We start from the raw sequence: 26,846 nt of genomic DNA, 5'->3' as shown, positions 1-26,846 counted from the left end.
GACGGCGTAATGCGGGTGGTAAGTGCAACGGAAAGGTCCTCTGAACGACTCGAAGAAGGAAGGGCGAGCGCAAGGGTTCGCGGCTGCGGAGGGTGGGCCTCGGATGGTCATCGGCGGCCCCTGGATCTCAGGGCGGGGCGGCGGGCCTTGAGGAATTCCTCCTGCCACTCCTGCGGCTCGTGGGCGACCTGGGCCCACGGCGCGGTGGTCACGTGCGGGCCGATCGCTTCGAACACCGGGCCGGCATGGCCTACGCCGGTGGCCGTCAGGGCGTGCGCAAGGTGGTTCAGATCCAGCAGGGAACGGGTGTCGGGCCGCCCTGGTGCGGGCTGCGTCGGCTCGAACCACTCATGCAGTGCCTGGCGGGCGTAGTGGGCCTTGTCCTCCGTGATCCAGTACGCGAGCACACTGGCGGTCTGCCGTGTCGCCCACTGCTTGCGGTACTGATCGACGAAGGCGTACAGCGGCAGAACCTTCAGCGGGGACCCCACGGGGGCTCTGGACGCCACCCACTGCGCGAAGGTGATCAGCTCGTCGCCGCGGGCGCGGAAGACGGCGAGCATCCGGTGGAAGGCTTCACGGTTGTGCGCATCGCGCTGGTGCACCGCGTCCAACAGTCGCCACGGACCTGGCGGCAGTAGGTCCTCACGCACGATCCAGTTGAGCGGATTGTGCGGCCGCCCCGGGTCGTCATCGACCTGCGCGAGCGTCATGAAGCACAGCGGCGGTACCGGATCGGCCTTCCACTCCGCAGCCGCGCTGCACGCGTAACGGGCCTTGAGAATGGCCTGCATCAGCTGTGGCCGGGAGACCCCGTTGCGGTGGGCGAGGACCACGCGTTCGCTCAGCACGCGGGCCCGCATCATCCAGGCGTTCCAGTCCTCAGGCTCCTCCGCGGCCCACATCTCGATCGCCTCGGTGTCCACCGCCGCGCGGCCCAGGACCTGACTGCGGCTGCACCGCAGTGACCAGGAATCCGTTCTGGCGAGCAGCTCTTTCGTGGACAGCCACCGATTCAGCCGCAGGTCCTCCAGCGCGACGCGCAGGTCGGCGTCCCTGCCGGCGGGATGCGGGAGTGTCAGGCTCATGCCAGCAGGGGGCATCAGTGGGCCCCCGTGTGAGAAAGCTGGGAGGGTGACGGCGGCGCACTGGCCCCGTGCGCGTAAGGAAGGCATGGAAGTGAGTCCTCAGGACAGGGGGTGGGGTCGTCGGGCCACAGCCCTCGTGATCCGCCGCCTATAGGGAGAGCCGGGACTGATGACTGCGGCACAACGGGGCTTGCATAGGTCAGCCGAAGGCGGCTGTGCGCTCGGGCGGCAGGGTCTGTGCCTGGAAGCGGTTCGCCCACTCGGTGTGGGGTTCGAGGTCCAGGGGGTGGCGGCGGTTGTCGAACCGTTTGGGATCGGTGACGCGGTAGAGCCGGAGAGATCCGCTGAGAGTGGGCATGCAGAGGGTGCCGGAATGCTGCGGCTGCCTTCGGTTCAAGCAAATTCGGTCCACCAGCAGCGCTTGGCGCAAAGCTCTTTCGAATCCCGATCATGGAAATGTTAATTGCAGGATGAAACAAATCTATATGGCCATTGTCAAAGATCTGCCTTAAAGATTCCAGTTCATGACGTACTTACGATCAGTAGGCAATCCGAGGCGACGGGCAGTGCGGCGGTGCACCGACTGTGAGGCGAACCGCGCGGAGGGGTGACCACCATGCTCCGACGCAGCGCTGTTCTCGTTTCAGTGGGCGTGGCCGCACCTGTCAACGGCCACGCCCGCGTGCGTCAGGCCATCAGGGTCCGTAGGCGATGACGAGCCGCACGGAGGGCCGGTCGATCACGGCTCCGTCGGCGAGGTCGCTGTCCGGTGTGTCCGCGGGGTAGGCCGTGACCACGGGTTCGGCGGTCCGGGCCGGGCTCCAGGCGCGGATTTGCGCGCAGATCCGCTCGGCGAGATCGGCGCCGGCCGCGCCGTAGCCGACGGCTCCCAGGCGGAACTGGGGTTCTGCTTCCGGGCCTTCGGTGGTCCGCTCCAGAGTGAGGTAGGCGATGGAGTCGGCCTCGACGAGGGCAGGGCTCAGGGCGGGTGAGGCGGGACGGTGAATATCGGCCTCCACCGCGGCGGGCTTCGCGGTGATGCGGCAGGTTGTCCGCTCCGTGGCGCTCAGCCGTAGCCAGACGCCGTCGAACGACTCAACACGGCCGACCGTCTCGTCGGTCCAAGCGAGCGACTTCGGTCGGGTGAGGACGTCGTGCAGGAGGTCCAGGGCGATGGACTGGTCCTCGTCCCAGTAGAGCCTGACGAGCCGGTCGTCGTCGATGTAGTCGTTCCGCTCCCCGTCCTGACCGATCACCGGGAGGAAGCCGCACATCTTGACGGAGTCGGACCGCATCACCTTCTCCTCACGCTGGAAGGCCACGGCCCTGGAGAGCCCGCGCCATCGCAGGGGGACCACGAGGCGTCCGCCGACGGCGAGCTGATCCCACCAGGCACCGGGGAGGTCCCACATGCCGACCGTGGCGATCATTCGGTCGTAGGGGCTGAACCGTGAGGCGCCGAGGGCGCCGTCCCTCGTGACCACGCGAACGTCCTCACATCCGTTCGCGTCGAGCATCCGGCGGGTGTAGGCGGTCACGTCGGGATCGATGTCGCACGTGGTGACCTGCCCGGACTTCCCGGTGAGGTGCTTGAGCAGAGCGGCGTTGTAGCCGGTGCCGGCAAGGAGCAGTACCACGTACCTGCGTAAATTGAAGTCCGGTCGGTGGCAGGCGACCGTACGCAACCGGGCCGGCGACCGGTTCAGCGAGTCCTTCCCCCTCAAGACCCAGGCGCGGGCCTGGGGCATCGAGTTGGAGACCCAGTTCGCCCGTGGAACCGTGCGCGACCCGCGGGCCGGGGAAATCGCGTTCCGGGAGTGGCACGACCGATGGTGGGACGCCCGCATCGTCGAACCCCACACCCTGCGTGGCGACGCGTCCAGCATCAAGAACCACGTCATGCCCCACTGGGCGGACTGGGAGATGCGGGCCATCACCCGCATGGACGTCCAGAGTTGGATCCGTTCCCTGGTCGACAAGGGTGCAGGCCCTGCTGCGATCAAGCGGGCCTACAACCTGACGTCGTCGATCATGCGCGCGGCGGTCGACGACGATGTGATCGCGGTGAGCCCGTGCCGCAGCATCGATCTGCCGCCCATCGCCGTCAAACCGCCGCAGTGGTTCACGCCCGACCAGGCGCAGAGCATCCTCGACCAACTCGCCCCCGCCTGGCGCACGATGTGCCTGCTCGGCTTCTACACCGGACTGCGCTGGGGAGAACTCTCCGGCCTGCACCGCCACCGCATCGACGTGCGCCGCTCGCGCCTGTTCGTGGTGGAGGTCAACACCAAAAGCGGCATCAAGGAATACCCCAAGAGCTCCAAGAGCCGCCGGGAGGTCCCGCTCCCGCCCCACATCCTGGAAGCGTTCGAACGCCACATCCACCGGCTCGACCGCGACGCGGTGGTATTCACCACCATCACCAAAGGCCGCTCCGGGCGCCTGCTCGCCGACAGCAACTGGCGCCGCCAGACCTGGTGGCCCGCCGTCGAGGCCGCCTACTGCTTCGGCGACGACGGCGAGCTGCAGCCCGTCCCGCACTCCATGCGCCACACCTGCGCCTCGTGGTTCGTCCAGAAGGGAGTCTCGCTCTACGAGGTCCAGCACCTCCTCGGCCACGAGAGCTTCCAGACCACCCAGGGCTACGCCCACCTCCAGCCGGACGCCCACAAGGCCGTCCTCGGAGCCTGGAAACGCATGGAAAACCCGCTCACCATCACCACATGAACGTTCCTTCACCCTTGTCCGCGCCGGACAGGGGTGAAGGCATCTCATTACGCAATGCTCGGACAAGACGCCCAACGAGCGATAAGACTGATCACATGGCCACAGAACCCCGCCCCTCCATCGTGTCCTCTTGCATCGAGCTTCTCGAGCGTCTCGCCCAGTTCAGTGAGAAGGTGACGAGAACGCTGCGCGGGGTGACCAAGACGTACAAGGAGGCCGAAGCAGCACGCAATCATCTACGCGACGCCCGCAAGGTGGCTACACAGCTGCGCAGGACCGTCGTTGCCTTCTTCAGGCCCGAGGGCGGAACTGCCGAAGCCTGCTAGACCATGGGCCAGCCGGGCGATGCTGCGCTGCCAAGCAGTCGCCACCGTCCGAGCCGGCCACTTACCCAATGGTGACGAGGACATCCTGGTCGGGGACCACGTCCATGCTGGTGCACCACGGCCGGCGCCCGTCCACGCGACAAACCACCCACAGGCGCAGCACCCCGGACGCCGCCCGGGCCGGACTAAGAGGTCGTTTCGTCCTGTTGTTTTATACCGAAATGCAACTTTGATGTGCTGGTGTCGGGTCGCGCCAGGAGACGGTGCTCTCGCCGGTGAGGCGTCGGGTCATGAGGTCGGTCATAGCGAGGCGGCCCACGATCTTCTTGCCCGCGTCGATGCCCTGGCTCTTCGCGGGCACGGACGTGGAGGTCTTCACGCTCTGCGCGTCGATCACACAGGCCGAGGGCTCACGGTTCTTGCCCTTCTGTTGACGCACCAACTCCCGCAGCAGGCCGTTGAGCTGGGCGAACACGCCGTCTTTCTGTCATCGGGCGAAGTAGCCGTAGACGCTCTGGTGCGGCGGGAAGTCGTGCGGGAGGTAGGCCCACTGACAGCCGGTGCGATCCACGTACAGGATCGCGTTCATGATCTCGCGCAGGTCGTGCCGGGGCGGCCGGCCGAAGTCCAGGGCCCGGCCGCGGCGCTCGAAACGCCACGCGGACAGCACCGGCTCAATCAGCTCCCAGCGCGCATCGGACAGGTCACTTGGATACGCACGACGTTCCGTCATGACCTGGGGATACCGCCGCCCGGGGGCGTGCGCCCAGGCGCGCATCCCACCACGTTGAAGCATGGTACAGAACCGGGCGTCCTGGAATGAGACGGGCGCAAGCAGACCCTGACCCCACCCGCCACATCACCAAAATCACTCAGCAGAACCGCCCCAGCAGAATCCCCAGCAACACACTGAGACGCGGAACAAACCTGCCCACATAACTGCCTTCAAGATGAAAACGACCTCTGACATACGGTCTCAGTGATCATGTGAGTGTCGAAGTCCCGTGAGCGCTTAATGAGTCCACACCTGCACCTCATGCCCGCCCCGCAGGACCAACCGGTCCGAGCTTCTGCTCCGGCTCCGCTGACGGACGCGGTCCGCCTGTCGGGCTCCCTGAGCCTGCCCCCGCCCTTCGCGGATGCCGCTATCCGCTGTCGGCGCTGGTGACTGCGGCAGCGGCGAACGTTCTGGCCGACGCCCCCTCGCTCACCGCGATCACCGAGTGGGTCAGCGATGCACCGGCGTGGGCCTGCTGGGGTTCTCGGTTTCCTCACCGACCCACTGACCGGCACGGTCTGTGTCCACGTCCCACACTCTGCGACGGCGTCTCGTCCAGTTCGACGGCGACGCCCTGGACCGGGGCGATATAAGCGTTCTTTGCCGCCCGCTCCGCCCCGGCCCGGACTGCATACGATCGCGGTCGACGGGAAAGCCCTGCGCGGTTCGCGCACCGCCACCACCACGTACGTCACCCTGCTCGCCGCGATGGACCACACCGGCACCGTCCTGGCCCAGCGCTAGAGGGCTTGTCGCAAACTCCGTCGCTGCAGGTCAGCGGGTTGCCAGGAGATCACTCCGGAACGCACACACATCGATTCGAAAACGCTCGCCTGATCGCTGCAGGTCAGGTCCAGTTCTCGGATCGTGCTTGTGAACCTCCTGAGAGGTGACACGCAGCAACATGAAGCGGTGCACGCTCGACGGCTGCGACGCGGTGTTGCCAAAGTCGACTTCGCGCCAAAACTTGCTCAGCTGGCCTCAGATCGGCGCACCCTTGTCCACCCTTTTGGGAGGCTCCTCAGCGGAAGACCGCCCCGGATCTCGGGTTGTATCCCGCTGGGTGACACTCGGTGGGGCGCCACCCACGTTTGGTGAGCGCTTCGGCGTGATGGTTGCGGAATCAGGCCTCGATGGTTTTGTAGGCTGGGCAACCCGGGCGGTCAGGGGCCAAGGTGGATGTGAGCCGCCCAAAGGGACGGAATGTGGGGGTAACGGTCCCGCACCCGGCGCAGCGCCTGCCAGAGTGCCTGTGCCGAAAGGTCCGGGTCCACTCGGCCCCGCACTCCGAGAGCCTTATAGAAGTACTCCGCAACGTCGGCGTGCGTGCGGTCCTGGACTTCCCACAGGGTTCCGAGCGCGTGTCGGTAGCCGGCGAGGTGCAACGCTGCGGGAAGATTCACTGGCTCCCAGGCCGGGTGGGCGTCCATACCGAAGAGCCCGCTGGCTGGGTCTCGTGTCGACGAGTGGCATGCTGAGACGAAGATGAACTGGTGCTGTTCAGACCGCGCCTCCCGCAGGCTTGTGGTGCTGAGGAAGCCGTTGGCGAGTTCGACTCCACCGGTTCGAGGGAAGCCGGAGTTGACGGTCCCATGGCACGCGAAGTGCAGGAGCGATGCCTGGGGAAGGAGGGCCTTCACCGCGTCCATGGTCGCCGCATCACCTGACAGGACTCGCGACCTACCGATGTAGCCGGCGACGTGGCTGGCTTCCCTGGCCACGTGGGCGAGGGCTGCGACGCGGGTGCTCCCGTCGGGCGCGATGACGAGCCCGCGTAGCTGGGACGAATCCTCGACCGCGACGCCTTCACGTGCTGCTGCCAAAGCACCGATCGTGGTCGCGTAGGAAGAGCAGACGCTTTCGAAAGCGCTCAGGCTCGAGCCGTCAGCCGCCACGTGTTGCCTGCGGGCTTTGCGAGCCTGGGCGGCATGAACCGGGAGCAGGCTCAATGGCCCGGTGGGCATCCACCAGACACGCGGCGGCCGGGTGTCCTGGGACAGGGCGGGCGGGAGGCCGAGGGAGGACAGAACAGGCTCCGCAACCGCCGCCCATAGCCAGTCGAGAACGCCGATCAGCGTCTCTTCGCCGCTGAGGCTGTCGGACAGCGGCGCGTAGGCCGGGTTCAGAACAGACTGGAAACGGGCGAGGTTTTCGACGAGATCCTCGTAGCGCATCAGAGGAAGCGGCACCGTGTGCACCCCATGCTCTGTCACGACGAGAGCGTCGCAGCGGTGACGGCTGACGTTCACCATGACCAGCGGACCCTCGTGCGCCTGCGCGGTGAGGTCTGCCATCTCTGGAAGGGCCAGGAGGCGCTTCAGTCCGGGAAGCTCACGAATCCTCTGGACACAGTTGTCCCACTCAGATCCGAGGTGTCGCCGCTCGGTCTGTGATGTTCCCGGGTCGGCCACTCGACGGCTCACAGCTTCCAGTCTTTCGGCGAGCTCCGGCCTCACTGAACGAATGCGCTCCCACGCCTGATCCGGCCCCGGAGAGTGCGCGAACAGCGCTGCGCGCCCACCCTCCAGTAGGACGGCGGCTTGCTCCGGTTGTCCGGCCGAAAGGGCGCTTGCGGCGGCGTCATTCACCAGGCTGCCCACGATGTCGCCGTAGCCCGCTTCATCCGGCCAGGGTTGGCGTCCGGGAGAGGAAAGCAGTACTAGGCGTAGGAGTGTAATTGCCCTCGTGTAGGCGGTGAGCGCCTCCCGGTGGTCGCCCGCCTGTGTCGCCAAGCGTCCCCACCGCTCGGCAGCGCGTAGCCGGTCCACCGGAAGTGACGCCTCGTCGGCGACGGCGCCGCCGAGAATTACAACGGCTTCGGCGTAGGCCGCTGCTGAGCCGGTCTGCTCGTACTCCAGTACCAGAGCCTGCCAGTCGACTCCTGACTCTCGCTCCTGCCGCACCCGCAGGTCGGCTGTGCGGTCCTGCGCTTTCAGGAATGCCTGTTGTGCCGGGTGATCCTTCGGCACGATCCGAAGAGCGGCATGGCACGCCGCCGTCGCACGGTCCAGGTCCATGCGGACTCGACTCGCACTGGTATGTCCTTCGGCTGCGGCCCGCGTAAGAAGGGCATTGACGAGTACACCAAGCGCCGACACTCTCGCGGCTCGGTCCTGTACAGACTCGGCTGCGGCCTCCTCCGCCGCTTCGACTGCGCTGTCGAGGCTGTGGAGATCGCCGAAGTGACGGAAGGTGGCGACGAGCCCTGCGCTGAGCAAGGTGAGGACGACAACTCTGTCCGAGCTATTGCCTGGCGGAATACGCTCCAGCGCTCCGCGACTGGCGTCCACGGCGCGCTGGATGTCCTCAGCCCGGGAGGCCCCGGCTGACCGCTGCAGTAGGACTCTGGCCAGCTGGCCGAGGAGCACGCCTTGGCGAGAACCGTCAGCACTGGCCAGGGCGGCCTCGCACAGGTGGACTGCTTCATCGAGGTCAGATGTGTCGTCAGGAGCACCGTAATCTTCGTGCCTTATCTGCAACAAGCCCGCAAGCAGGGCAGCGGCGTCGCCCAGATTGTCGGCCGAGCTCGACTGTTCGGCGAGTGCGCGACGGGCGGTGTCGATGGACTCATCCAACGCTTCGCGGTGACCGACGTCGCGGTAGTAGACGCGCAGTAGGGTGCTCAACTGCACGAGTGCCTGAACGCGACCGGCCGACTCTGGTCCGGCCGCGTTCAGGGAACGCCGCGCCAGGTCGACCGCCGCGTTCAGATCCTCCTGGGAACCAAAGCGCTCGTAGCGTTGCAGCAGGCTTGCGCTCAGGTTCGACAGGGCGGTGTTCATCATGGCATCACTCGGGTCGGCTGATCGTGCGGCCTCGACACCGACCGCTATTGCTTCGTTGAGCACCTCGGCGTCGGCAGTGCGGTTGTAGTGCAGCAACAGCGCCCGCGCGAGCAAGGACACAGCTGCCTGACGTGACTCTGGTTCTTCATGTGCTCGCACCGCGACATCGCGGAGAACGCTGATGGCATGTTCGAGGTCCGACGAGGACGACCGCTCCGAGAACCGTGTCAGCAGCACGAACGCCAGCCGTACCTGCAGCGCCGCACGCGAAAGCGCGCCCTGCGGTCCGGTCATGCTCGTCACGGCGAGCTCCAGCAGCGCTGTGCAGTGGTCGAGATTGGCCTCTCTTTGGGGACCGTCGAGTCCTTCCAAGAACACGTCGCACAACTCGACCAGCGTGCGGACAACATGGGCGTGAGAGGAGGGGGAGTCGAGTTGGAGTAGACGCTGGGCGATGTTGAGGACCTCCGCCAACCTCGGGCCGAGGGCCGCGGGACCGTCCGTTCGCGACCGCTTGGCTACGTCGATGCTCAGGGCATTAAGCAATGACAGCAGGGACGACGGGTCGGGCTGCTCGTGAGCGAGGTGGCGGTGGAGCCGGACAGAGTCCTCGTGAGTGACACCAGAGACGTCCGCGCGATCGCTGATCTCCTCAACGGTGGACCTGACGCCGGGCAGGACCAGACTGGAGGAGATACTGCCGTAGCCTTCCTCGGTTCTCAGCCGTGCCAGTGCCTTGACCGCAGCGGCCTCATCCTCCGGCACAGGGCGCTCGTCACCGTCCTGCCCGCCTTGGCTCCAGGCCGATCCCGCCTGGCGGAAGTAGTCCACCGCGTCTTCGGCAGCCTGCACCGCCTCGGATCGCGCGCTATCCCGGCTCAGTGCCACAGCGAGCGTCGTCGACGCCCGTCCAGCAAGCCGCAGTTCGGAGACCACCGCGCCCCGTGACCGGCTGGACGGAAGGCGACGGATCGCCGCCGCCGCCCTCCGTGCAGCATCACCGCTCTCGTCGAGCAAGACGTGCAGCGCCCCGATCACGTGCAGGAAGCGAGCCTCGTCAACAGGACTGGTTTGCGAACTACCGGGCAAGACCACGCGGTTCCAGGCATCAAGGGCTTGCCGCGCGTACGTGCGGGTACTTCGTACCCCCGTGAGCTCAGCACGGATCAGTACTTGGATGGTGAAGGACTTCGCCGCCGACTTCACCTGACCGAACGAGCGCGGACCGTCGTCAACCATCAAGCTCTCGTACGTTGCGCACGCCTCGACCGATGCTTGCAGAGCGTCCACGTGGCGGCCCAAGGAAAGCAACCGAGCTGCCTGCTCCGTAAGACTCTCGGCGAGTTCCAAGCGGTAGGGAGACTCAGGCATGGCCGCCGCTCCCCTCCTCCTGTTGTTCCGCGCTGAGTTCCCGGTACAGGGCGACGGCTTCGGACTGTATTTTCAGGGCCTCGTTGGTTCGGCCCAGTGCAAAAAGGCACTCTGCGTACCGGCGCAGAGCCCCAGCCAGGTTCTCACGGACGGCGGTGTGGCCGCCTGCGAGAAGGCGCTGGTAAACGGTTCTCTCTAGGCGGGTGACCTGCTCCGCCAGAACAGGAACAGCTGGGGCTTGGACAGGGAACCAGTCCGCAAGCGATGCAAGAGTCTGCGCATCGTCGGCTGCGCGGGCAATGGCCTCCTCCATGACCTCGATGAGATAAGCAGGTTCCTCCGTCTCCATGATGACCGCCAGGACGACAGGGCCGATACGCGCGAGCTGACCGGTAACCTGGGCACGCATGAGGGTCCGCGCTGAATCGTGGTCGACGCCCGCTCTGGCCAGCACGTGAAAGGCACGGTGGAGTTGCAGATCGGTGGCGGCGGCGAGCGGCCCATCGAGCACCTGCGGCCGGTCCCGGAGGCGTACCGCGACCAAGTACTCGCCGAGCCGGTCGGGTTCGAGTGCTCCCCACTCCTGGCCCGCGGACATCGAGACCCCCGGCGGTCGGTCGGCGCTGGCACCCCGGGTCGGCTGATCGGACACCGGATACAGGGTGTGCAACCACTCGGATACCTTACGCAACTGGTTCTCGTCCTGGTCCCGGAGCCCAGGAACCCGGGCGAGAACTGCCACCGCCTCCTCGATGTCGGCTGCGCCGAGTAGCGTGGCGACCGTCACGGCGTTGCATAACGTATCCTCTGCGAGCCCCAGGGCGGCGGCACTGGTCCACCAGTAGTTCTTCTCATGTAGAAGCAGTACGTCCTCGTGAGTCATCTCCACATTGGTGGAAGAGGCCGGCCTCGGCCCCTCCTGCAACAGCGCGACAAGCGCCGCGAGCTGGACCTTCATGATCGAACCGTAGCCCGGATGGCTCAGGTCAGGGGTGGCGATGCGGTCGGCCGCCGCCGTCCAATCCTGGGCTGTCCAGCCCGTCGCGCTGAGCAGGCGTACCTGAGGTAGCGCCTGTGCGAGGTCCGCCAACGCGTCCTGGAAAGACTCAAGGCGCTGATCCTCGTGCGGCGGAAGTGGGGAGAGCACCGTGACGGCGTTCAGCTCGACGGCCTCCTGGAGCCGACTGCTGGCGCCCCACAAGCGCTCCCACCACTGGCCGGGCGAGCGCGCGAGCATGAGGAGGCGTACGGCGGGCGCCTCCGTGGTGTTGGCTCGTTCCAGCAGCTCGCGGATCACCTCCGGCCTGGTCTCCGCGTAATCCACGATGAGCAACAGCCGGGCCTCGCAGGACGACAACCGGGCCAGCGACTCGGGCGGAAGTCGTTCCACCGTCTGTGCTCGGACCATCCCGGTGATCCACCCGTCGGCGCGTGCCCTGCGCTCAAGTTCCCTTGCAAGACGTGTCTTCCCGTGACCGCCGGGCCCAACGATGAGCTGCGCCTCAAACGGCTCCGGCGACTCCAGCCACCTCAGCAGGTTTTTCACCTGCTCCTCCCGCCGGTGGAACCAGCGCACGGCCGCCACCTGAGGTGTCAGCAGCATCGCGGGGGAGTGTGGCCGACCGAGGACAGGCCGCTCCGCGAAGAGATTGACCAACTCCGCCGACTCGAGCGCCGGTGTCTCTGCACGATGGTGGCCGGAAGAGCCGGTGTGTCGAACCAGAAGCTGCACGAATTCCGGGTCCGTGAAGGCCACGCCGATGCGCACGGCTACCAGACGCTGTCCGTTGAATCCGTCAGGATCGATGATGACCACGCCAATCAGCAGATTCGAGCTGAAGAGCGCGGCGCCCGACATGCCCGACCACGACGAGCTACCGTCCATGTGCCGGACCGGCGCGTTATCGACCTGAACATGGTACTGGCCGGACTTCTCGCCGGTGGTCGGGCTGAACTGACCGCTGAGCTGCTCACGTTCGCGCCGCTGGTCGGGAAGGAGGAGTACCTCGGGGAATCCTGTCGCGGCGCACTCCACCCGGCCCTGTTGACAGGTCGCACGACCCCAGCGCACTGGTTCGATGGTCTTCTGGCGCCACCTCTCGTCCGTGATCTCGACCAGGGCCATGTCGAGTCCGGACCCCGTGCCGCGCCAAACGACTTCTCCGCCGATGGGGTCGGCAATGTGGCGGGTGCGGATACGGACGTCGTTACTGGAAGGGATCTCGTGCAACGTGTCCTGCCACCGTTCGTTCCCTGCGGGTGACGCGACGATCACATGGGCGGCCGTGAGGACGAGTTGGGTGCTGACCAGATAGCCGGAGCCGCACGACCAGCCGCCATCCGAGCGATGAGCCCAGACCTCGACAACTCTGTCCTCGTGCACGTCGGCCTCGCGGTCAGCCGGCGGGGAGCGTTTCCTGCGTGCCGGAGATGCGTTGGTGTTTTCCCTGTGTGTCAACCGGCTGAAGGGTGAGCTTCATGTTGTGGGTAGTTCCCTTCGAGCGCGACCGCTTCGCGCCGAATGACAGGACCTTCACGCGCAACCCCCCGTCGACCCCAGTGACCTTGGTGACCGCGACTTCGAACTCCAACTCGACCGGGCCGAGTTCGAAGCGAATCTTTTCGTCCTTACCTTCCTCCAGCGCGGTGTTCAACTGCACGCGTAGGTCACTGATCACGGTGGCAAGATCGACCATCTGATCATCATCGTTCGGCATAGACGAACCTTAACGACGTACTTAGCCCATGTCAGGAGAATGCGGGATGAGGTATCGAGGTCGGCGGCAGTGCCGAACGGGCAGCGGTCCCGCACCACAGGACAAAACGCGCTCGGCCGGGGGTGATCCCTCTTCGTAATCGTCGGCGCAGGTGGGTGACTCTGAAGCTCCTATAGATCGTCAGGTGGCTGAAGATGTTGATGGTGCGCTGGTGAGGTGTCGGTAGACCTCTCGCGCGACGAGGCGTGCGGCCATCCCGCTCCGGCTGGCAGCCCAGGCGCTGAGGCGGCGGCCGATGGCGGCGATCAGGGCGTCGCGGCGGGCGGTGTGCAGCTGGCGCCATACCCGGACGTCGTCTGCGAGGACGGCCAGGGCGAGCGGCACGGCGGCCGTGGCGATGACGAGTGTGCGGGACTGCTGCCGTACGGCAGCAGTGGCGAGCATGATGCTCTCCGTTCTCGCCCCTTTTGTGGGCGGGCATGAGAGAGGCGCCCCCCAGTGCTTGCCAGCGTCGCGGTTGCGCCTCTTGCGGTGCGGGTGTGGCTTTACAGGACGGCTTTGACGCCGGGTGCCCCGGCGCAGAGCGAGGCACTGCTAGCCGAGCCGCCTCAGAGTGGATCTAAGCGGCTGGAAGCACTCGTCTGTTGTTACGCGGCAGAGGTCGCCCGACGGAATGCCCGGCAGAAGTGAACAGTCAGACCAGAGCGGATTAGTGGCGAGAAACGTACAATATGCACATGAGTGACAACTTGCTGGAACAGATCCTTCATTCGGTTGCCAGGCGCATGAAGGAAGACTTCGAAGCGACGCGAGCCTTCCAGCACAAGGGTGGGATGGGGACCAGCCGCGAAGGGATCTTTCACACCTTCGCAGCGAGCCACCTGCCTGGCCATGTCGAAGCCCTCCACAACGCCGAGATCATCTCGGTCAACGGGCAAAGGTCAGCTCAGTGCGACACCGTCATTTGTGACCGAAGCACACCGCCTCTGCTCGACTCGGGTGGCTATGCAGTCGTGCCGAACGAGTGCGTCTACGGCCTCGTCGAAGTCAAGTCCTCCCTCGACGGAGACGGTCTGCGCCAGGACTGTGAGAAGATCAGGAAGGCCAAGAGCCTTCCGAAGGTTGCCTACCAGAAGAATCTGGGGGGACAACGTCGGCAGGCTCCAGATGACTTCAAGCCCTTCCCAACTGTGGGAATGATCTTCGCCTTCAACAGTATCGACCCGGAATCACTCGGCACCCACTTCGCAGAATGGTGCAGCGAGCACGACCGTTCTCAATGCCCTGACGCCATCTGGCTTCTTGGCAAGGGCTACCTCGGCTGGCTCAGCCCTGACGAGGAGGCACTGTGTCCTTCTAAACCGGGGACGAATCTGCACCTTGTGAACCCCGTGCCAGACGGCGACATCATCTATCCCCTCGCGATGTACATGAACGTCGCCTTCGCTACAGCTTGGATGCCTCCCTTTGACCTCATGGCCTATGCATCCAGCGAGTTGGGAGACAGCCGCAAGTGCTGGACTGAAATGGCGGACGCCGGTGACGACGAGGTCCCGTAAGTCCAGCCGTGAAGAGCGGACAGTTCTTGTCCAGCCGATTATTCCGCGGCCGTGGTTACCGGTATCCGGCAGCTAGGTCAGGCAGGACGTTGCGGCAATCGCTTGACGTTTCGTCGTGCACGGACCGGCCGTGCGTAGGCCTCAACTCCGCGAGGATCTCAATGAAGATGTCCTCCGTGTCTAGGGCGATGGTGGTGTAGCCGCGGCCGCAGGTGCACGTCTGGCCCCACGCACTCTTGCAAGGCGACGAGGAGTGCTAAAGCCTGTCCCGGATCGGCAGATGCTGTGAGGGATCTGTTCGTACCGCACGCGACCCCCTCCACATTTCAGTGAGTGCGCCGATCGGTCAGCCCTAAAACCCACAAGCGTGCTTGCCGAGCCAACAGGCCGTGCTGGGGCACTTGGTCGTGGCAACCTGTTCCGTTCCGGAGAGGAGGGATGTGCTGTGCGTCATGACGCTCGTTTGACGCTCTGGGCTCCCGCGGGCGGGACAACGAGCCGAGAAATGGCCTCTGACCTGGCTCTTTCCGAGACATGCTCGATCCGACTTTTTTTCCGATGACGCATCATGTGGAGTGCGTCGCGATCCTTGAGCCTGTCGCAAAGGGTGCCTGACCTGGCGAGCGGAGTTCCTGCGGGCCTGGGCCGGGCGCCCCTCAACTGTCGCAGCGGCCCGAAGTGCGCTGGTTTCGTGGCGCGACGTGGGTGCCGTCAGGTGTTTGTGGCGGTGTTGCGCTCGAAGCGGCTGGGGAAGGGGAAGTAGCTCTCCAGGAAGGTATGGATCTTTTGGTGGATCTCTTCCTGCTGCTCCGAGGGGGTGTTGACGTCGTTGAGGCAGAAGAAGTCGAAGCGGCGGTTCGTCAGGAGTTCGGTGAGCCGTTCGTCCGCGTCTCCCCGGGCCACGTCCACGTAACGTGCCTTGTACGTCGCGGGCACCGCTCGGCCGGTGAGGAACGCCTGATGGTGATGGAACGAGGCTCCCATGGCGATGTCGGTGGGGGCGCGGAACCGGGACCTGCTGGTGCGGTCGACGTCCTCCGCGTAGCGCTCCTCTATTTCGCGCATCACTGAGCGGAGTTGAGGGTGCGGGGCGTGCGCGAACTTGTTCACCGTCATGCGTCCGTGATCCCCCTGCAGCAGGCGCCGGACGTTCTTGCCCGCCGAGTTGGGGGCCGGCTCGTCAGGATGCGGTGCCCCGAGGCCGAGTTGGGAGGGCGAGAAGGGCACCTTGGCGATGCCGTTGCCGTGGAAGAAGTGTCCTGGCGTGACCGGGCGGCCCAGGAAGACGTCGTCGTTGAAGTACAGGTACTGCTCGGAGAGCCCGTCGATGCGGTGCAACTGGGTGCCGATGGCGTGGGAGTTGAAGACGGGGAGTGCGTCCGGGTCGCCGAATATCTCCTTGTGGTCGACGACTCGGATGCCGGGCGCCGCGGTGTCCAGCCATGAGGGGCTCTGGCCGTCGGTGACGATGTAGATGTTCCGCAGGAACGGCGCGTACATCTCCAGGGAACGCAGTGAGTACTTGAGCTCGTCGTGGCTGGTGTAGCGGGAGGCGCCCGCCTCACGGGACTGCGCGTCGGGTGCCCGGCCGGTGCGGTGGGCCTCGCGCTTCGCGGCCAGAGCGGGGTCGTCGCCGTCCACCCAGGTGTAGACGACGTCCAGGGGGAAAGTGACGGTGTCGATGCCGGGTTCGGTGAAGTCGACGAATGTGGGGTGGTCCGTGCCCCGGATCGTTCGGGTGGCGGGCTTCTGGGCCTCGGCCGGTACGACGTCGGAGACCGCGTTGGGGCGGGGGCCCACCAGCGCGCCGTCGAGGAGTGCGGGCGGCGCCTGGGAACGAAGGCTGCCGAGCAGCTCGGTGGCACGGGCGTCGCCCTGTTCGCGCTGCTCGTGGAGCAGGCCGCCGTCCCGCCAGAACTCCACGTCGCAGCCTCGGACGAGCCCGGCGAGAACCTGTCCCGAAGGGCCGAGGAGGATTTCGCCGAACCGTATGACCGGGCGCCGCTTGAGTTCCGTGGGCAGTGCGCCTTCGGCGTAGAGCGCCGCGTTGGCGGGCCAGATGTCCGAGACCGGCTCCGCCGCGTACAGGGCCGTACCGGCGTACAGCTCTCGCAGGGAGCTCAGCAGGGTCTTGCGGTCGGCGAGCCGGATTCCGACGACGTATCGCTGTACGGAGCGTCCGGGCACCAGGAAGTACTCGACGCCGCCGTGTTCAAGGGCGGCCGTGACGAGCCGGAGGTTGCGCTCGGCCGCCCGTCCCTCCTCCAGGCTGGTCACACGCCGGCCTACCCAGGTGCGCCCGTCGGTCGTCAACTCGGCCAGTGACGGGTCACCTGCCAGGAGCTTGCCGCGCCGGTCCACCGTAGTGACCTCGGGTGCGGGCTGCTGCCGTGTGTCTCGGCGGAAACGAGACAAACGGGGTCCGGGCGTGGCCAATGTATGTCCGATCTGTCGAGCGGGGCGGGCTGTGTCACGCCTCCCGGCGGCGCCGCTCCGTCTGCGGCGGGTGGCCTACCGGCACGGGGTCACCACTGGGGCGCAGGTGACGCAGATGCCGTGAGAGACCGCCTCAGGCTATGTCGGTCGGACGGCTGTTCGGCCGGGGTGAATGCCGGAGGAGGAAGCGTGAGGGAGACGTGATGGATTATTTGCCGAAAAGCTGCCTTAGGTCGTACAACCATTCCGGGAACGTGGAGTCCGTCACGCCCAGCGGCTGGCGGTCGCCGGCATCGATGCCTGGCGTACGACCATCACGATGGCTCCGGGCGGTACTGGATTGCCGGGCGGACACCGGAAGGTTCGTCGGGTGCTCCCCTACACTGCTGGCGCGCGGCTGGGCTCGTGGACGCCCTGGGCGGTGTGAGGCGCCGCCGGTCGGCGCAGCGCACCGGCGGTCGGTTGCAGTGCAGGGGAGCGCAGGGGGGAAGCTCCGCCCCCCGTCGGGGCTCCCATATCGCCATATGGCCCGTGAACGCCCCGTGAACTCCGGGCGAGAGCGAGCAGAGCGAGCAGACAGGGCCCAGATCCTCGTACGGGACGAGGAGGCCGTGTTCCGCACCGGTATCGACACGGTCGAACTGCTGGAGCCGGAGAAGACGCGCCTGGTCCCCGACACGTCCTCCTACTTCCGGCGCGGGCGGCTCTTCCTCGAAGCGGTCCTGCGCAAGGAGCTCGACCTCGTGGTGGATCAGGTGCAGGAGTGGCACGACGTCCCGCGCGAGTCCGTCGCGGTCTGTGTGCCGACGAACGAGAAGGTCGACGAGGTGGTGGCGCGGCTCAGCCGACGCGGCATCATGGCCACGAAGATCACCGGCGATGGGGCCAGGGGGTCGAGGGCGTGCATGTCGGCACGATGTACCGCTTCAAGGGGCTGGAGTACCGCCGGATGATCATCGCCGGTGTCTCCGCGGGCCTGGTGCCCCGCTCGGCCGTGGACACCTGGGAACGGACCGACAAACTGCGCCACCGGCGTGAACGAACGGGCAGCCGAGCCGGTTCCTTCGGCCTCTGACACCGGCGAACCGAACCGGCGAACCGGCCTTCCCCTCGTAACGTACGCAACCGGTCCACGGTCCACGGGCTCCGCGACCGCATCGTTGGTTAGTGTGGACGATCAGGACTGCGGTGGCAGCGGGCGACCTGGGGTCGGCCCCGACGGAGGGGGAGGTGCGTCGCATCTGCCGGATGGTCTGCGGCGGTGTGCGGGTTACCGCTGAAGTCGTGGCGGCGGTCGACGACCGGCGACCGTACGGGGTGAGTGTGTGACCGGCCGCTCGGCGGCCGTGCTGCTGCCCCCGTCGCTGCGCGTGTGGCTCGGGCCCGTCGCGGCCCTCGCCGCGTTCGTGGTCGCCCTGGTCGGGGTTCTGTACGCCGGCCACAGTGAGCCCGGCAGGGTGGACAGGTGGATCGTCTCGCCGACGGCGGACAGCGTGCGGTCGCCGTGGCGGCAGGTCGCTCTGGCCACTGACTTCCTGGGGGAGCCCGCCGGAGCGGCGATGCTGGTGGCCGCCGTCGTGACGGGCTGCCTGCTGCTTCGGCGGCCTCGCGCGGCGGTGCTCGTCGTGGCCGGCGCCGGCCTGACCGTGGGGACGACGACGCTGCTCAAGTCCCTGGTGGGACGCACCATCCACGGCGACGACAATCTGTCCTACCCGAGCGGGCACACCGCCTTCGCCACCGCGGTCGCCCTCGTGATGGCGCTGCTCGCGGCCGGCCGGCTCGGTCTCGGCAGGGCGGCCGGCCTGTCACTCGTGCTCGCCGCGGCGCTGGTCGTCGGCGCGGCGATGGGTTGGGCGCAGGTCGCCCTGGGCGCGCACTACCCGACCGACGCCCTCGGCGGCTGGTGCACCGCTCTGGCGGTGGTTCCGGCGACCGCCTGGCTGGTCGACCGGACCGCCGACCGGATGACCGACCGGATGACCGATCGACCACCCGGTCAGACGGCCGGCCAGACGAACGGTCAGATGGCCGGCGAGACTGCGGACCGGGTGGTCGATCCGGCGGCCGACGACCGGCGGCGCAGTTCGGGCGCGGTGCCCGGCGAGTGAAAGGCCGGGGCGCAGCCCCGCCTTTCAGGGGCGCGGGGAACTGCGCGACCAGCCACGACGCACCCGCACCCGGCACGGCCGGCCGGCTCAGTCCTCCAGGTCAGGCAACCGCGCGCCGCTGACGGTACGTCGCCGGGCCGCGCCGGGCCGCACCCCGCCGCGCGCCCCGTCTCAGCTCACGCCGAGCGGCGGAACACCGGCTTCACCGGGCGTCCGCCCAGCCAGGGGGTGGGGTCCCCGGCGTCCAGTGCCTTCCGGTACACCGCGCATGCCTGGGCCACCGCGTCGACCGTGTGATCGATGTCGGCGTCGTCGAGCGCGCTGCTGACCACGAACGACGGGGCCAGCACCCCGCCCGCGAGGAGCCGGCGCAGGAAGAGGGTGCGGTACGGCTGCGACGGCTGCCCCTTCTCGTCCAGGGTGGCGAAGACCAGGTTGCTGGCCCGGCCCCGGACGACTACGTGGTCGCCGACGCCTGTACTGGCCGCGGCCTCGCGGACACCGGCGGCCAACCGCTCGCCCAGCGCGTGCAGTTGCGCGGTGACGCCCTCCTCGGCGTAGGTGGTCTGCACGGCCATCGCGGCGGCCAGCGAGTGCGTTTCCGCACCGTGTGTGGTGGACAGCAGGAACACCCGGTCGCCGGAGTGCCGCAGCCCGCCCCGCTCCATCAGCTCGCGGCGCCCGGCAAGGGCGGAGACGGCGAACCCGTTGCCCAGCGCCTTGCCGAACGTGGAGAGGTCGGGGACGACGCCGTACAGCCCCTGGGCGCCCGCCTCGGACCAGCGGAAACCGGTGATCATCTCGTCGAAGATCAGGACACAGCCGTGCCGGTCGGCCAGCTCGCGCAGCCCCGCGAGGTAGCCGGGCGGGGGCTCGGTGTGGCCGGCGGGTTCGAGGATCAGGCAGGCGACGTCGTCCTCGTACCGGGTCAGCAGCTCCTCCGTGGCGGCCAGGTCGCCGTAGGGGAACGCCACGGTGAGTTCGGTGGTCGCCGCCGGAATCCCGGCGGACATCGGCGTCGTACCGATGAACCAGTCGTCGACGGAGAAGAACGGATGGTCGGCGCAGACGGCCACCCGCGTGCGCCCGGTGGCGGCGCGGGCGAGGCGCACCGCGGCGGTGGTGGCGTCGGAGCCGTTCTTCGCGAACTTCACCATCTCGGCGGTCGGCACCGTGGCCAGGAAGCGTTCCGCGGCGTCGACCTCCACGATGGAAGGCCGGACGAAGTTGCTGCCGCGGTCGAGCTCCCGCCGCACCGCCTCGACCACGCGTGGATGGGCGTGGCCGAGGCTGACCGACCGCAGCCCGGAGCCGTACTCGATGTAGCGGTTGCCGTCGACGTCCCACACATGGGCACCGCGGCCGTGGCTGATGACCGGGGCCAGGTTCTCGGGGTACTGGTCGTCGCCCTTGGCGTAGGTGTGCGCGCCACCCGGGATCAGCGCGTGCAACCGCTCGTTCGCCAGCCGTGACCGGGGCAGGAGGAACTCCTCGGTGTCTTGCGGGTCCATGCCGGTCTCAACTCTCCTTCTGTGCCAGGACCTCGGCCAGGCTCGGCGCCTTCCGGTCCCGCTCGGACATCGAGGTGACCGGCAGCGGCCAGGGAATGGCGAGCTCCGGGTCGTCGAAGGCGATCGTCACGTCCTCGGCCGGATCGTGCGGGCGGTCGATCCGGTACGAGACGTCGGCGGTCTCGGTCAGCGCCTGGAAGCCGTGCGCGCACCCCGCCGGGATGTAGAGGGTCACCTGCGTCTCGTCGGACAGCTCGAAGAACGCCCGGTCGCGGTAGGTCGGCGAGTCCGGCCGCAGGTCCACGACGACGTCGAAGATCCTGCCGTACGAGCACCGCACCAGCTTGGCCTCGCCCGCGCCGGAGCGCAGGTGCAGGCCGCGCAGCACGCCTCCCACCGAGCGGGACAGGCTGTCCTGGACGAAGGCGCCCGGGTCGAGGCCCACCGAGCGGACCACGTCGGCGTCGAAGGTGCGGCAGAAGGAGCCGCGCTCGTCGGCGTACGGCGTCGGCTCGAAGAGGAACGCGCCGGCGATCGCCGGGACTTCGGTCGCTTTCATGCCAGGCGCTTTCATGCCGGTCGCTTTCATGCCCGTCGCTTTCATGGAGTCTCCCGCAAGGCATGGTCGGGGGCTTGGGCTTGGGCTTGGGTGTGGTCGGTCGGTGGGAACAGGGCCGCTGTCAACGCGGCGAACTGGTCCTCGACGCGCCGGGCGACGACCACGTTCCGTTCGGTGAGGGTCCGGCGCAGTTCCGCCGAGTGCCCCTCCAGCTCGTGGAACTGGTCGAGCAGCCGGTCGGCGTCGATCTCGCGGGCCGGGTGGCAGTACGTGCCGAGGCCCAGCTGAGCCATGAGCTCGTCGCTCTTCGACGAATAGCTGAGCGCGATGGTCGGCGTGCCGACCTTCAGCGCGCAGACCAGGTTGTGGTAGCGGGCCGCCACGACGCTCCGGGCATCGGCCATCTCCTTCATCAGGTCGGCGAGCGAGAGCGTCTCGGCGACGGTGACCAGCGGCGAGTCCACCGCGTCGAGGATCGCGACGGCCACCGGCACGTCGAGTTCGTCTCCTACGACCAGCCGGACCGGCCTGCCGGCCTCGGCCAGCGCTCGGACGAACCCGGTCGTTCCGTCGAGGTAGCGCCGGTGGATCTCCTCGGCCCTGGCGCGCTCGTCGTTGCCGCCGTGGAAGGCCATGACCCCGACGCAGACCGGTCCCTGCGGGTCCGAGGGAGGCTCCGCCTGCGGCGTCGGCAGGGAGAAGGTGAGGTCCGGGTAGGTCTCGTCACCCGAGGTGTCCACGCCCATCGCCCGTATCGCGTCGCGGGACACGGCCCCCCGGAAGGACCGGTACGTGGCCAGCCGCGCGGACCACTTCACCAGGGTGCGGGTCGCCCGGCTGCCGATGGCGGAGCCGCCGACGCTGACCAGCGCGACCTTGGTGCGCGACAGCCGGCCGCTCGCGCAGAGCAGGAACAGCGAGTACGGAAAGCCCCATGGCCGCAGCGGCAGCGTGGTCTCCAGGACCCCCGTGCCCGGCACGATCACCACGTCGTGCCGGCGCACCCAGGCGGCGGTGCGGGCCACGTCCACGAGTTTGCCCAGGCCCTTCGACGCGATCCGGCCCGCACTCGACGCGGTCCGGTACTCCCCGCGGTACCAGTTCAGCCGCGTCGCGGGGATCCCGTACCGGCTCGTGACGACCTCGGGTCCGCCGCACATGGCGTCCACGACCGCGTCCGGGTGCTCGCTCCTGAGGTATCCGAGCACGGCCTCCAGCGAGCCGTCGTTGCCGAGGTTGCCGGCACCGAGCAGGCCGAATATCCCGACGCGTACCGGGGCTTTGTCGGCAGACGTCATGCCTGCCTCCCTTCACGGCCGGCGACGAGGGCGTCGACGGAGACGGTGAGCAGGGCCGGGTCGACCGGGGCCCGGTCCTCGACCCGCTCGCCGGCGCCGGGGCGGGCCCGGCTGGCCGCCCACGCGGCCAGGTGGCGGTAGCACGCGCGCCGGTCGGCCGCGGACAACGGCGCCCGCCGGACCGCCGAGACGAAGCCCCAGACGTACTCGGCGAGCAGCCGGGGCGTCGGGTGCAGCGGGCCCGCCCGGCGCGGGTCCAGGTTGACGCACCGGGACCGCTTGCTCGGATTCGCCCGCTCGGCGCGGGTGGGGTGGTCGCGGCGGAAGTACAGCAGCTCCGGCACCTGGTGGAAGGGCCCGTGCAGGGCGATCTCGGCGACGAACGTGCGGTCCGCGTGGTGGTAGCTGTCCATCGGCTTCACCCGGCGCAGCACGTCGGCCCGGATCACCCCGTAGAAGTCGTCGCCGCCGGGCTCGAACAGCAGGCTGCGGAAGCGCTCGGGCGCGTGCGGCGAGTCGGTGGCGAGCCCGTACTCGTACGGGACCTTCACCTGGCCCTCGCCGTCGATGACCGCCTGGCCGCTGTGCGCGAGGACGACGTCGGGGTGCTCGTCCAGCGCCTCCACGCAAGCCCGCAGCAGATCCCGGGCGTAGAGGTCGTCGTGCGAGGCCCACTTGAACAGCTCGCCGCGGCTCTCGGCGAACACCTGGTTGTGGTTCGGCGTGGCGCCGACGTTCCGGGGCAGCCGGAGGTAGCGGATGCGCGAGTCCTGCGCGGCGTACTTGCGGCAGATGTCCTCGGTGCCGTCGGTCGAGGCGTTGTCGGAGACGACCAGCTCGAAGTCCTCGTAGGTCTGGCCGAGCAGGGCGTCGAACGATTCGGCCAGGTACTCCTCGCCGTTGTACACGGGCAGGCCGATGCTCAACCGCGGATGGGCGGTCATGATGTCCTCTCTTCTTGAAGGGCGGTGCGGTGGCGCTCGCGCAGGGCGGACCGCAGTTGCTGCCACCACACGGCCGAGGCGCAGGCGTTCGCGGCGGCGACGCCCCAGGCCGAGCCGACGGTGCCGGCCAGGGCCGCTCCGCCGAGTCCGCCGCCCGCGTAGCAGACGGAGGCGAACAGCTGGCAGCGCAGGCTGCGCTTGGCCGCGGCGAGCGCGCGCAGCCCGGCCGCGGCGCCGACGCCGACGCCGGCGCCCGCGACGCCGACCGTGAGCGGCATGATCAGCTCGGCGGCGGGGTCCCAGACCTGCCCGAGTACGTGTTCGCCGGCCCAGTCCGGCACCAGCAGCAGCGCGGCGCCCCAGAGCAGCGCGGTGGCGGCCAGCCCGCCGGCGAGCAGCAGGCAGAAGGTGCCCAGCCGGTGCGGGGCCTGCCGCAGCACCCGTGCCGCCTCCGGGACGGTGACGAGCGAAAGGCCCATCAGCACGGCGAGGAACGGGCCGAGCAGGAGTTCGGCGCCGCGGACCGCGCCCACGGCGCTGACCCCGACGATCGCACCGAGCCCGTACGCCCGCAGCTGACTCGCACCGCTGAGGCTCACGTTCTCGACCAGGTAGCGGTAGCCGAGGTCGCGCTGCTCGCGCAGCCACGCGCGCGCCAGGGCCGGCCGGGGCCGGATGCCTGACTGGAAGCAGCCGTACGCCGCGGCCACCGCGGCGGAGCCGCCCCAGGCGAGCACGAACGCTTCCACGCTGTCGGCGCGAGCCGCCATCACCAGGGCCGGGACGAGCGCGACGCCCCACACGATGTCGTTGAGGAACGCCTTGCGCCCGGCGCCCGCGGCGAAGAACGCGAACCGCCACGTGTCCTGCAGCAGCAGCCCCGGCAGCACCACGCCGAGGCCGGCGAACCCGGCCCCCACCCGGCCGCCGAGAGCCAGCCCGACCACCACGGACACCGCGCCGATGGCGCTGCCGACGACGAGCGCGGTACCCGCCGCCCGGGCCGCCGCCGGGCGCCAGGACGCGTCCGGCACGCCGCTGAAACGCACCACGAGCGGGTCGGAGGCCAGCCCCCGGGACACGTTGAGCACCACGCCGTAGGTCACCCAGGCCAGGGTGAACACGCCGAACGCGGTCAGCCCCAGCGAACGGGCCACGTACATCCCGACCAGGAAGTTGCTGGCGCTGGAGGCCGCCTGGTCGGCCAGTCCCCAGGACAGCCGGCCTGCGAGGGCCCGCCTGGCGTTCGGCCGGGCGTGCCTGTGGTGGTCCGCGCCCGGCGTCGTCTTCTCCCCCTCGATGGTCATCGGTGTCACTCCTTGAGCAGCCCGGCGCCGAGCAGGGCGTCGGCCGCGGCGGCGACGGCACCGAACGGCAGCCCGGACCGCTCGGTGACGTCCAGCAGACTGTGCTCGCCGTCGGAGAGGTTGAGCACCCAGAGCATGGCCAGCTGGGCGTCCTTGGTGTCGCTGCGCCCGCCGAGCGCGTCGTACAGCCCGCGCCGGCCCAGTTGCGGTTCGCCGTAGGGACTGAGGTTCACGTACCGCCGGTTGCCGTCCAGGACGGTGCACGCCTCGCGGCAGACGGCCAGGGTGTCCGCCATCGCCTCCGGGGAGACGAAGTCCGGGTTGTCCGCCGAGGTGTGGTACTCCGGATAGCCGGCGTACGGGGTCCGGCTGAGCGAGCCCACGCCGAGGTCGAACCCCGGCGAGCAGTACTGCCGCTCGTCATAGCCGTACGGAGTGAACTCGGTGATCCGGTGCGGGCGTTCGGAGGCGGCCAGCACATGCCGCAGCACCCGGTCGATCTCCGCGTCGCCGCGCCTGCTCTGCTTGTACGTCAGATCGCCCCGGTCGCCGGCGCAGGCGAGCACCAGCCCGTGCTTGACCGTGTGGACCCGTTCCCGGTTGCGGGCCAGCCAGGTGATCGCCCCGATGGTGCCGGGCGCGAAGATGAACCGGTACGTGTAGTACGGGTTCCGCTCCGCCAGCGCCCGGGCCAGGAACACCGCCACCGCGATGCCGGCCAGGTTGTCGTTGGCCAGCGACGGATGGCAGACATGGCAGGAGACGATCACCTCGTCGGCGACCTGCCCGGGGACCACGTGCTCGGCGTAGGTGAGATGCCCGTCGGCGAGGGTGGAGTCGACGCACACCTCGTAGTCGCCGTCGGGCAGCGCGTCCAGGGTCTCCTGGGCCAGGCAGAATCCCCACTCCGGCTTGTAGTAGCTGGTGCGGTACGGCACCAGGTCCGGCTGCTCCGGCAGGGTGTGCAGGTGTTCGCGCAGCTCGGCCAGCGGCATGGTCGCCGACACCGGCACGCTGTAGCCGAGCACGTGCAGGCTGGACGCGGCGAAGTCGACGACCCGGTGGCCGGTGGCGTCGGCGATGTACGCGTCCCGGATGTTCCACTCCTGCGGCACCGTCCAGTCGAGCACCTGCGTCCCGGTCGGCACCTCGTGCACCTGGAGCGGGAGGTACTCGCCGACGATGTCCAGGGTGGCGCGCACGCCGTCCCCGGTGATGCTCCGGCACAGCGGGTACAGCCGCTCCACCAGCGCGTGCATCCGGGCGCCCGCACTCTCTTCCGCCTTCTCCGCCGGCGCGGTCATCGGCGCCACCGCAGGGTGTCGTCTACGGCGCCGGCCTCGGACGCCGCGCGCAGCACGGCGAGGCGGGTGAAGCGCTGCTCGAAGTCCTCCCGGGTCAGCCCGTGTTTCCGGTAGGCGTCGGCGAGTTCGAGCGCGCCCCGCTTCACCGTCCACTCGCAGTCGAAGCCGGGTATCGCGGCGCGGAACCGGGAGAAGTCCACCCGGTAGGAGCGCGGATCGGCGCCGTTCTCGCCGGTGATCCGCACCTTCGAGCCGGGCACCGACTCGGCGACCTGTCCGGCGATCTCGGCGACCGTGACGTTGTTGACCTCGCTGCCGATGTTGAACGCCCGGTCGTGCACCGCCTCCCGCGGCGCGACCAGCGCGGCGGCGAAGGCCCGTGCGATGTCGGCGGCGTGCACCAGCGGACGCCAGGGCGTGCCGTCGGACAGCACCAGGACCTCGCCGGACAGGAGTGCGTGGCCCACCAGGTTGTTCAGCACGATGTCGGCGCGCAGCCGGGGCGAGTAGCCGAACGCGGTGGCGTTGCGCATGAACACCGGGCTGAAGTCGCCGTCGGCCAGCCCGTGCAGGTCGTCCTCCACCCGCACCTTGGACTCCGCGTACGGCGTCACCGGGTGCAGCGGGGCGTCCTCGGTCACCAGGCCGTCCCCGCCGGCGGCGCCGTAGACCGAGCAGGTGGACGCGTACAGGAAGCGCCGCACTCCGGCGTCGCGGGCCAGCCGGGCCAGCCGTACGGACGCGTGGTGGTTGATGTCGTAGGTGAGGTCGGGCGCCAGCGATCCCAGCGGGTCGTTGGAGAGCGCGGCGAGGTGGATCACGGCGTCGACCCCGGCCACGTGCTCTGCCGTGAGGTCGCGCAGGTCCACCCGGTGCCCCGGCGGGTCCGCGGGCGGCGGGCCGAGCACGCAGTCGGCGAACAGGCCGGCGTCAAGACCGACGACCTCGTGCCCGGCGGCGCTGAGGACCGGGGCCATCACCGTGCCCAAGTAGCCCTGATGACCGGTCAGCAGTACGCGCACTGT

Annotated in this window: 22 protein-coding genes and 1 pseudogene; 7 read left to right on the top strand and 16 right to left on the bottom strand. The window is 68.5% G+C overall.

Translation table 11 applies throughout. The features are described 5' to 3' along the window. Positions 1-107: 107 nt before the first annotated feature. The 3 genes from AOK01_RS00875 to AOK01_RS00870 all read right to left on the bottom strand — a co-directional run bounded on the left by AOK01_RS00875 (position 108) and on the right by AOK01_RS00870 (position 2,725). The gene (locus tag AOK01_RS00875; RefSeq protein WP_055507286.1) at positions 108-1,088 is read right to left on the bottom strand and encodes a hypothetical protein; all 981 of its coding nucleotides are present in this window, start codon (positions 1,086-1,088) and stop codon (positions 108-110) included. Positions 1,089-1,287: 199 nt separating this feature from the next. Then, on the bottom strand, positions 1,288-1,446 hold the full coding sequence (locus AOK01_RS43300) for a hypothetical protein (RefSeq protein ID WP_157871150.1): 159 nt from the start codon (positions 1,444-1,446) through the stop codon (positions 1,288-1,290). 337 nt (positions 1,447-1,783) lie between these two features. After that, positions 1,784-2,725 (bottom strand): class I SAM-dependent methyltransferase, encoded by a 942-nt coding sequence (locus tag AOK01_RS00870; RefSeq protein WP_245702015.1) that lies wholly within the window; start codon positions 2,723-2,725, stop codon positions 1,784-1,786. 13 nt (positions 2,726-2,738) lie between these two features. On the opposite strand from AOK01_RS00870, the gene AOK01_RS00865 reads away from it, so the two are divergent. Both AOK01_RS00865 and AOK01_RS00860 read left to right on the top strand, forming a co-directional pair. Continuing rightward, positions 2,739-3,815, top strand: coding sequence for a tyrosine-type recombinase/integrase (locus AOK01_RS00865; protein WP_055507284.1), 1,077 nt, complete (start codon positions 2,739-2,741; stop codon positions 3,813-3,815). 95 nt (positions 3,816-3,910) lie between these two features. Further along, entirely contained in the window at positions 3,911-4,141 is a 231-nt protein-coding gene (locus AOK01_RS00860) for a hypothetical protein (RefSeq protein WP_055507282.1), read from the top strand. A gap of 310 nt (positions 4,142-4,451) precedes the next feature. Here the strand turns inward: AOK01_RS00860 and AOK01_RS42330 are convergent. Beyond that, positions 4,452-4,874: pseudogene (locus AOK01_RS42330) on the bottom strand (transposase); the annotation flags it as partial. A gap of 645 nt (positions 4,875-5,519) precedes the next feature. Between AOK01_RS42330 and AOK01_RS43295 the strand changes: the two are divergent. Beyond that, a complete protein-coding gene (locus tag AOK01_RS43295) occupies positions 5,520-5,663 on the top strand; it encodes a hypothetical protein (RefSeq protein ID WP_157871149.1) in 144 nt (47 codons plus the stop codon). 419 nt (positions 5,664-6,082) lie between these two features. Here AOK01_RS43295 and AOK01_RS00845 read toward each other — a convergent pair whose 3' ends face one another. From AOK01_RS00845 to AOK01_RS00830, 4 genes are all read right to left on the bottom strand, one after another. Beyond that, positions 6,083-10,075: a CHAT domain-containing protein gene (locus AOK01_RS00845; protein WP_055507279.1), complete on the bottom strand. Its 3,993-nt coding sequence runs from the start codon at positions 10,073-10,075 to the stop codon at positions 6,083-6,085. Continuing rightward, positions 10,068-12,458, bottom strand: coding sequence for a trypsin-like peptidase domain-containing protein (locus AOK01_RS00840; protein ID WP_055507277.1), 2,391 nt, complete (start codon positions 12,456-12,458; stop codon positions 10,068-10,070). The genes AOK01_RS00845 and AOK01_RS00840 overlap by 8 nt, the downstream gene beginning before the upstream one ends. 13 nt (positions 12,459-12,471) lie before the next feature. Then, entirely contained in the window at positions 12,472-12,792 is a 321-nt protein-coding gene (locus AOK01_RS00835; RefSeq protein WP_245702014.1) for a trypco2 family protein, read from the bottom strand. A gap of 180 nt (positions 12,793-12,972) precedes the next feature. Next, complete coding sequence (locus AOK01_RS00830; protein ID WP_055507273.1) at positions 12,973-13,236, bottom strand: hypothetical protein; 264 nt, start codon at positions 13,234-13,236, stop codon at positions 12,973-12,975. Between the two features lie 293 nt (positions 13,237-13,529). Here AOK01_RS00830 and AOK01_RS00825 point away from each other — a divergent pair, with 293 nt between their 5' ends. Next, positions 13,530-14,351: a DUF6602 domain-containing protein gene (locus tag AOK01_RS00825; protein ID WP_157871148.1), complete on the top strand. Its 822-nt coding sequence runs from the start codon at positions 13,530-13,532 to the stop codon at positions 14,349-14,351. Positions 14,352-15,062: 711 nt separating this feature from the next. Here AOK01_RS00825 and AOK01_RS00820 read toward each other — a convergent pair. Next, positions 15,063-16,787, bottom strand: coding sequence for a stealth family protein (locus AOK01_RS00820; protein WP_055507269.1), 1,725 nt, complete (start codon positions 16,785-16,787; stop codon positions 15,063-15,065). A 542-nt stretch (positions 16,788-17,329) separates the two neighbouring features. Between AOK01_RS00820 and AOK01_RS00815 the strand changes: the two genes are divergently transcribed. The 3 genes from AOK01_RS00815 (at position 17,330) to AOK01_RS00810 (ending at position 18,898) form a co-directional block, all read left to right on the top strand. Next, the gene (locus AOK01_RS00815; RefSeq protein WP_157871147.1) at positions 17,330-17,740 is read left to right on the top strand and encodes a hypothetical protein; all 411 of its coding nucleotides are present in this window, start codon (positions 17,330-17,332) and stop codon (positions 17,738-17,740) included. After that, a complete protein-coding gene (locus tag AOK01_RS46040) occupies positions 17,737-17,862 on the top strand; it encodes a hypothetical protein (protein WP_281181279.1) in 126 nt (41 codons plus the stop codon). The genes AOK01_RS00815 and AOK01_RS46040 overlap by 4 nt, the downstream gene beginning before the upstream one ends. A 250-nt stretch (positions 17,863-18,112) precedes the next feature. Further along, entirely contained in the window at positions 18,113-18,898 is a 786-nt protein-coding gene (locus tag AOK01_RS00810; protein ID WP_079103068.1) for a phosphatase PAP2 family protein, read from the top strand. 176 nt (positions 18,899-19,074) lie between these two features. Here AOK01_RS00810 and AOK01_RS00805 read toward each other — a convergent pair whose 3' ends face one another. Genes AOK01_RS00805 through AOK01_RS00775 form a run of 7 tightly spaced genes read right to left on the bottom strand, consistent with a single transcriptional unit; the run spans position 19,075 to position 26,843 of the window. Next, positions 19,075-20,409: a glutamate-1-semialdehyde 2,1-aminomutase gene (locus AOK01_RS00805; RefSeq protein ID WP_055507265.1), complete on the bottom strand. Its 1,335-nt coding sequence runs from the start codon at positions 20,407-20,409 to the stop codon at positions 19,075-19,077. Between the two features lie 7 nt (positions 20,410-20,416). After that, positions 20,417-20,968, bottom strand: a complete 552-nt coding sequence (rfbC, locus tag AOK01_RS00800) for a dTDP-4-dehydrorhamnose 3,5-epimerase (protein ID WP_055507263.1) — start codon at positions 20,966-20,968, stop codon at positions 20,417-20,419. A 41-nt stretch (positions 20,969-21,009) separates the two neighbouring features. Then, positions 21,010-22,266: a polysaccharide pyruvyl transferase family protein gene (locus tag AOK01_RS00795; RefSeq protein ID WP_055507261.1), complete on the bottom strand. Its 1,257-nt coding sequence runs from the start codon at positions 22,264-22,266 to the stop codon at positions 21,010-21,012. Beyond that, positions 22,263-23,210 (bottom strand): glycosyltransferase family 2 protein, encoded by a 948-nt coding sequence (locus AOK01_RS00790; RefSeq protein ID WP_055507259.1) that lies wholly within the window; start codon positions 23,208-23,210, stop codon positions 22,263-22,265. The genes AOK01_RS00795 and AOK01_RS00790 overlap by 4 nt, the downstream gene beginning before the upstream one ends. After that, on the bottom strand, positions 23,207-24,517 hold the full coding sequence (locus tag AOK01_RS00785; protein ID WP_055507257.1) for an MATE family efflux transporter: 1,311 nt from the start codon (positions 24,515-24,517) through the stop codon (positions 23,207-23,209). Before AOK01_RS00785 ends, AOK01_RS00790 begins: the two co-directional genes overlap by 4 nt. 5 nt (positions 24,518-24,522) lie before the next feature. Beyond that, a complete protein-coding gene (locus AOK01_RS00780) occupies positions 24,523-25,821 on the bottom strand; it encodes a DUF4910 domain-containing protein (RefSeq protein ID WP_055507364.1) in 1,299 nt (432 codons plus the stop codon). Continuing rightward, positions 25,818-26,843: an NAD-dependent epimerase/dehydratase family protein gene (locus tag AOK01_RS00775; protein WP_055507255.1), complete on the bottom strand. Its 1,026-nt coding sequence runs from the start codon at positions 26,841-26,843 to the stop codon at positions 25,818-25,820. The genes AOK01_RS00780 and AOK01_RS00775 overlap by 4 nt, the downstream gene beginning before the upstream one ends. Positions 26,844-26,846: the final 3 nt, after the last annotated feature.

Origin of the sequence: Streptomyces aurantiacus (assembly GCF_001418335.1) — a bacterium.
GTDB classification, from domain to species: domain Bacteria; phylum Actinomycetota; class Actinomycetes; order Streptomycetales; family Streptomycetaceae; genus Streptomyces; species Streptomyces aurantiacus.
This window is presented reverse-complemented; position numbering and strand designations above follow the sequence as displayed.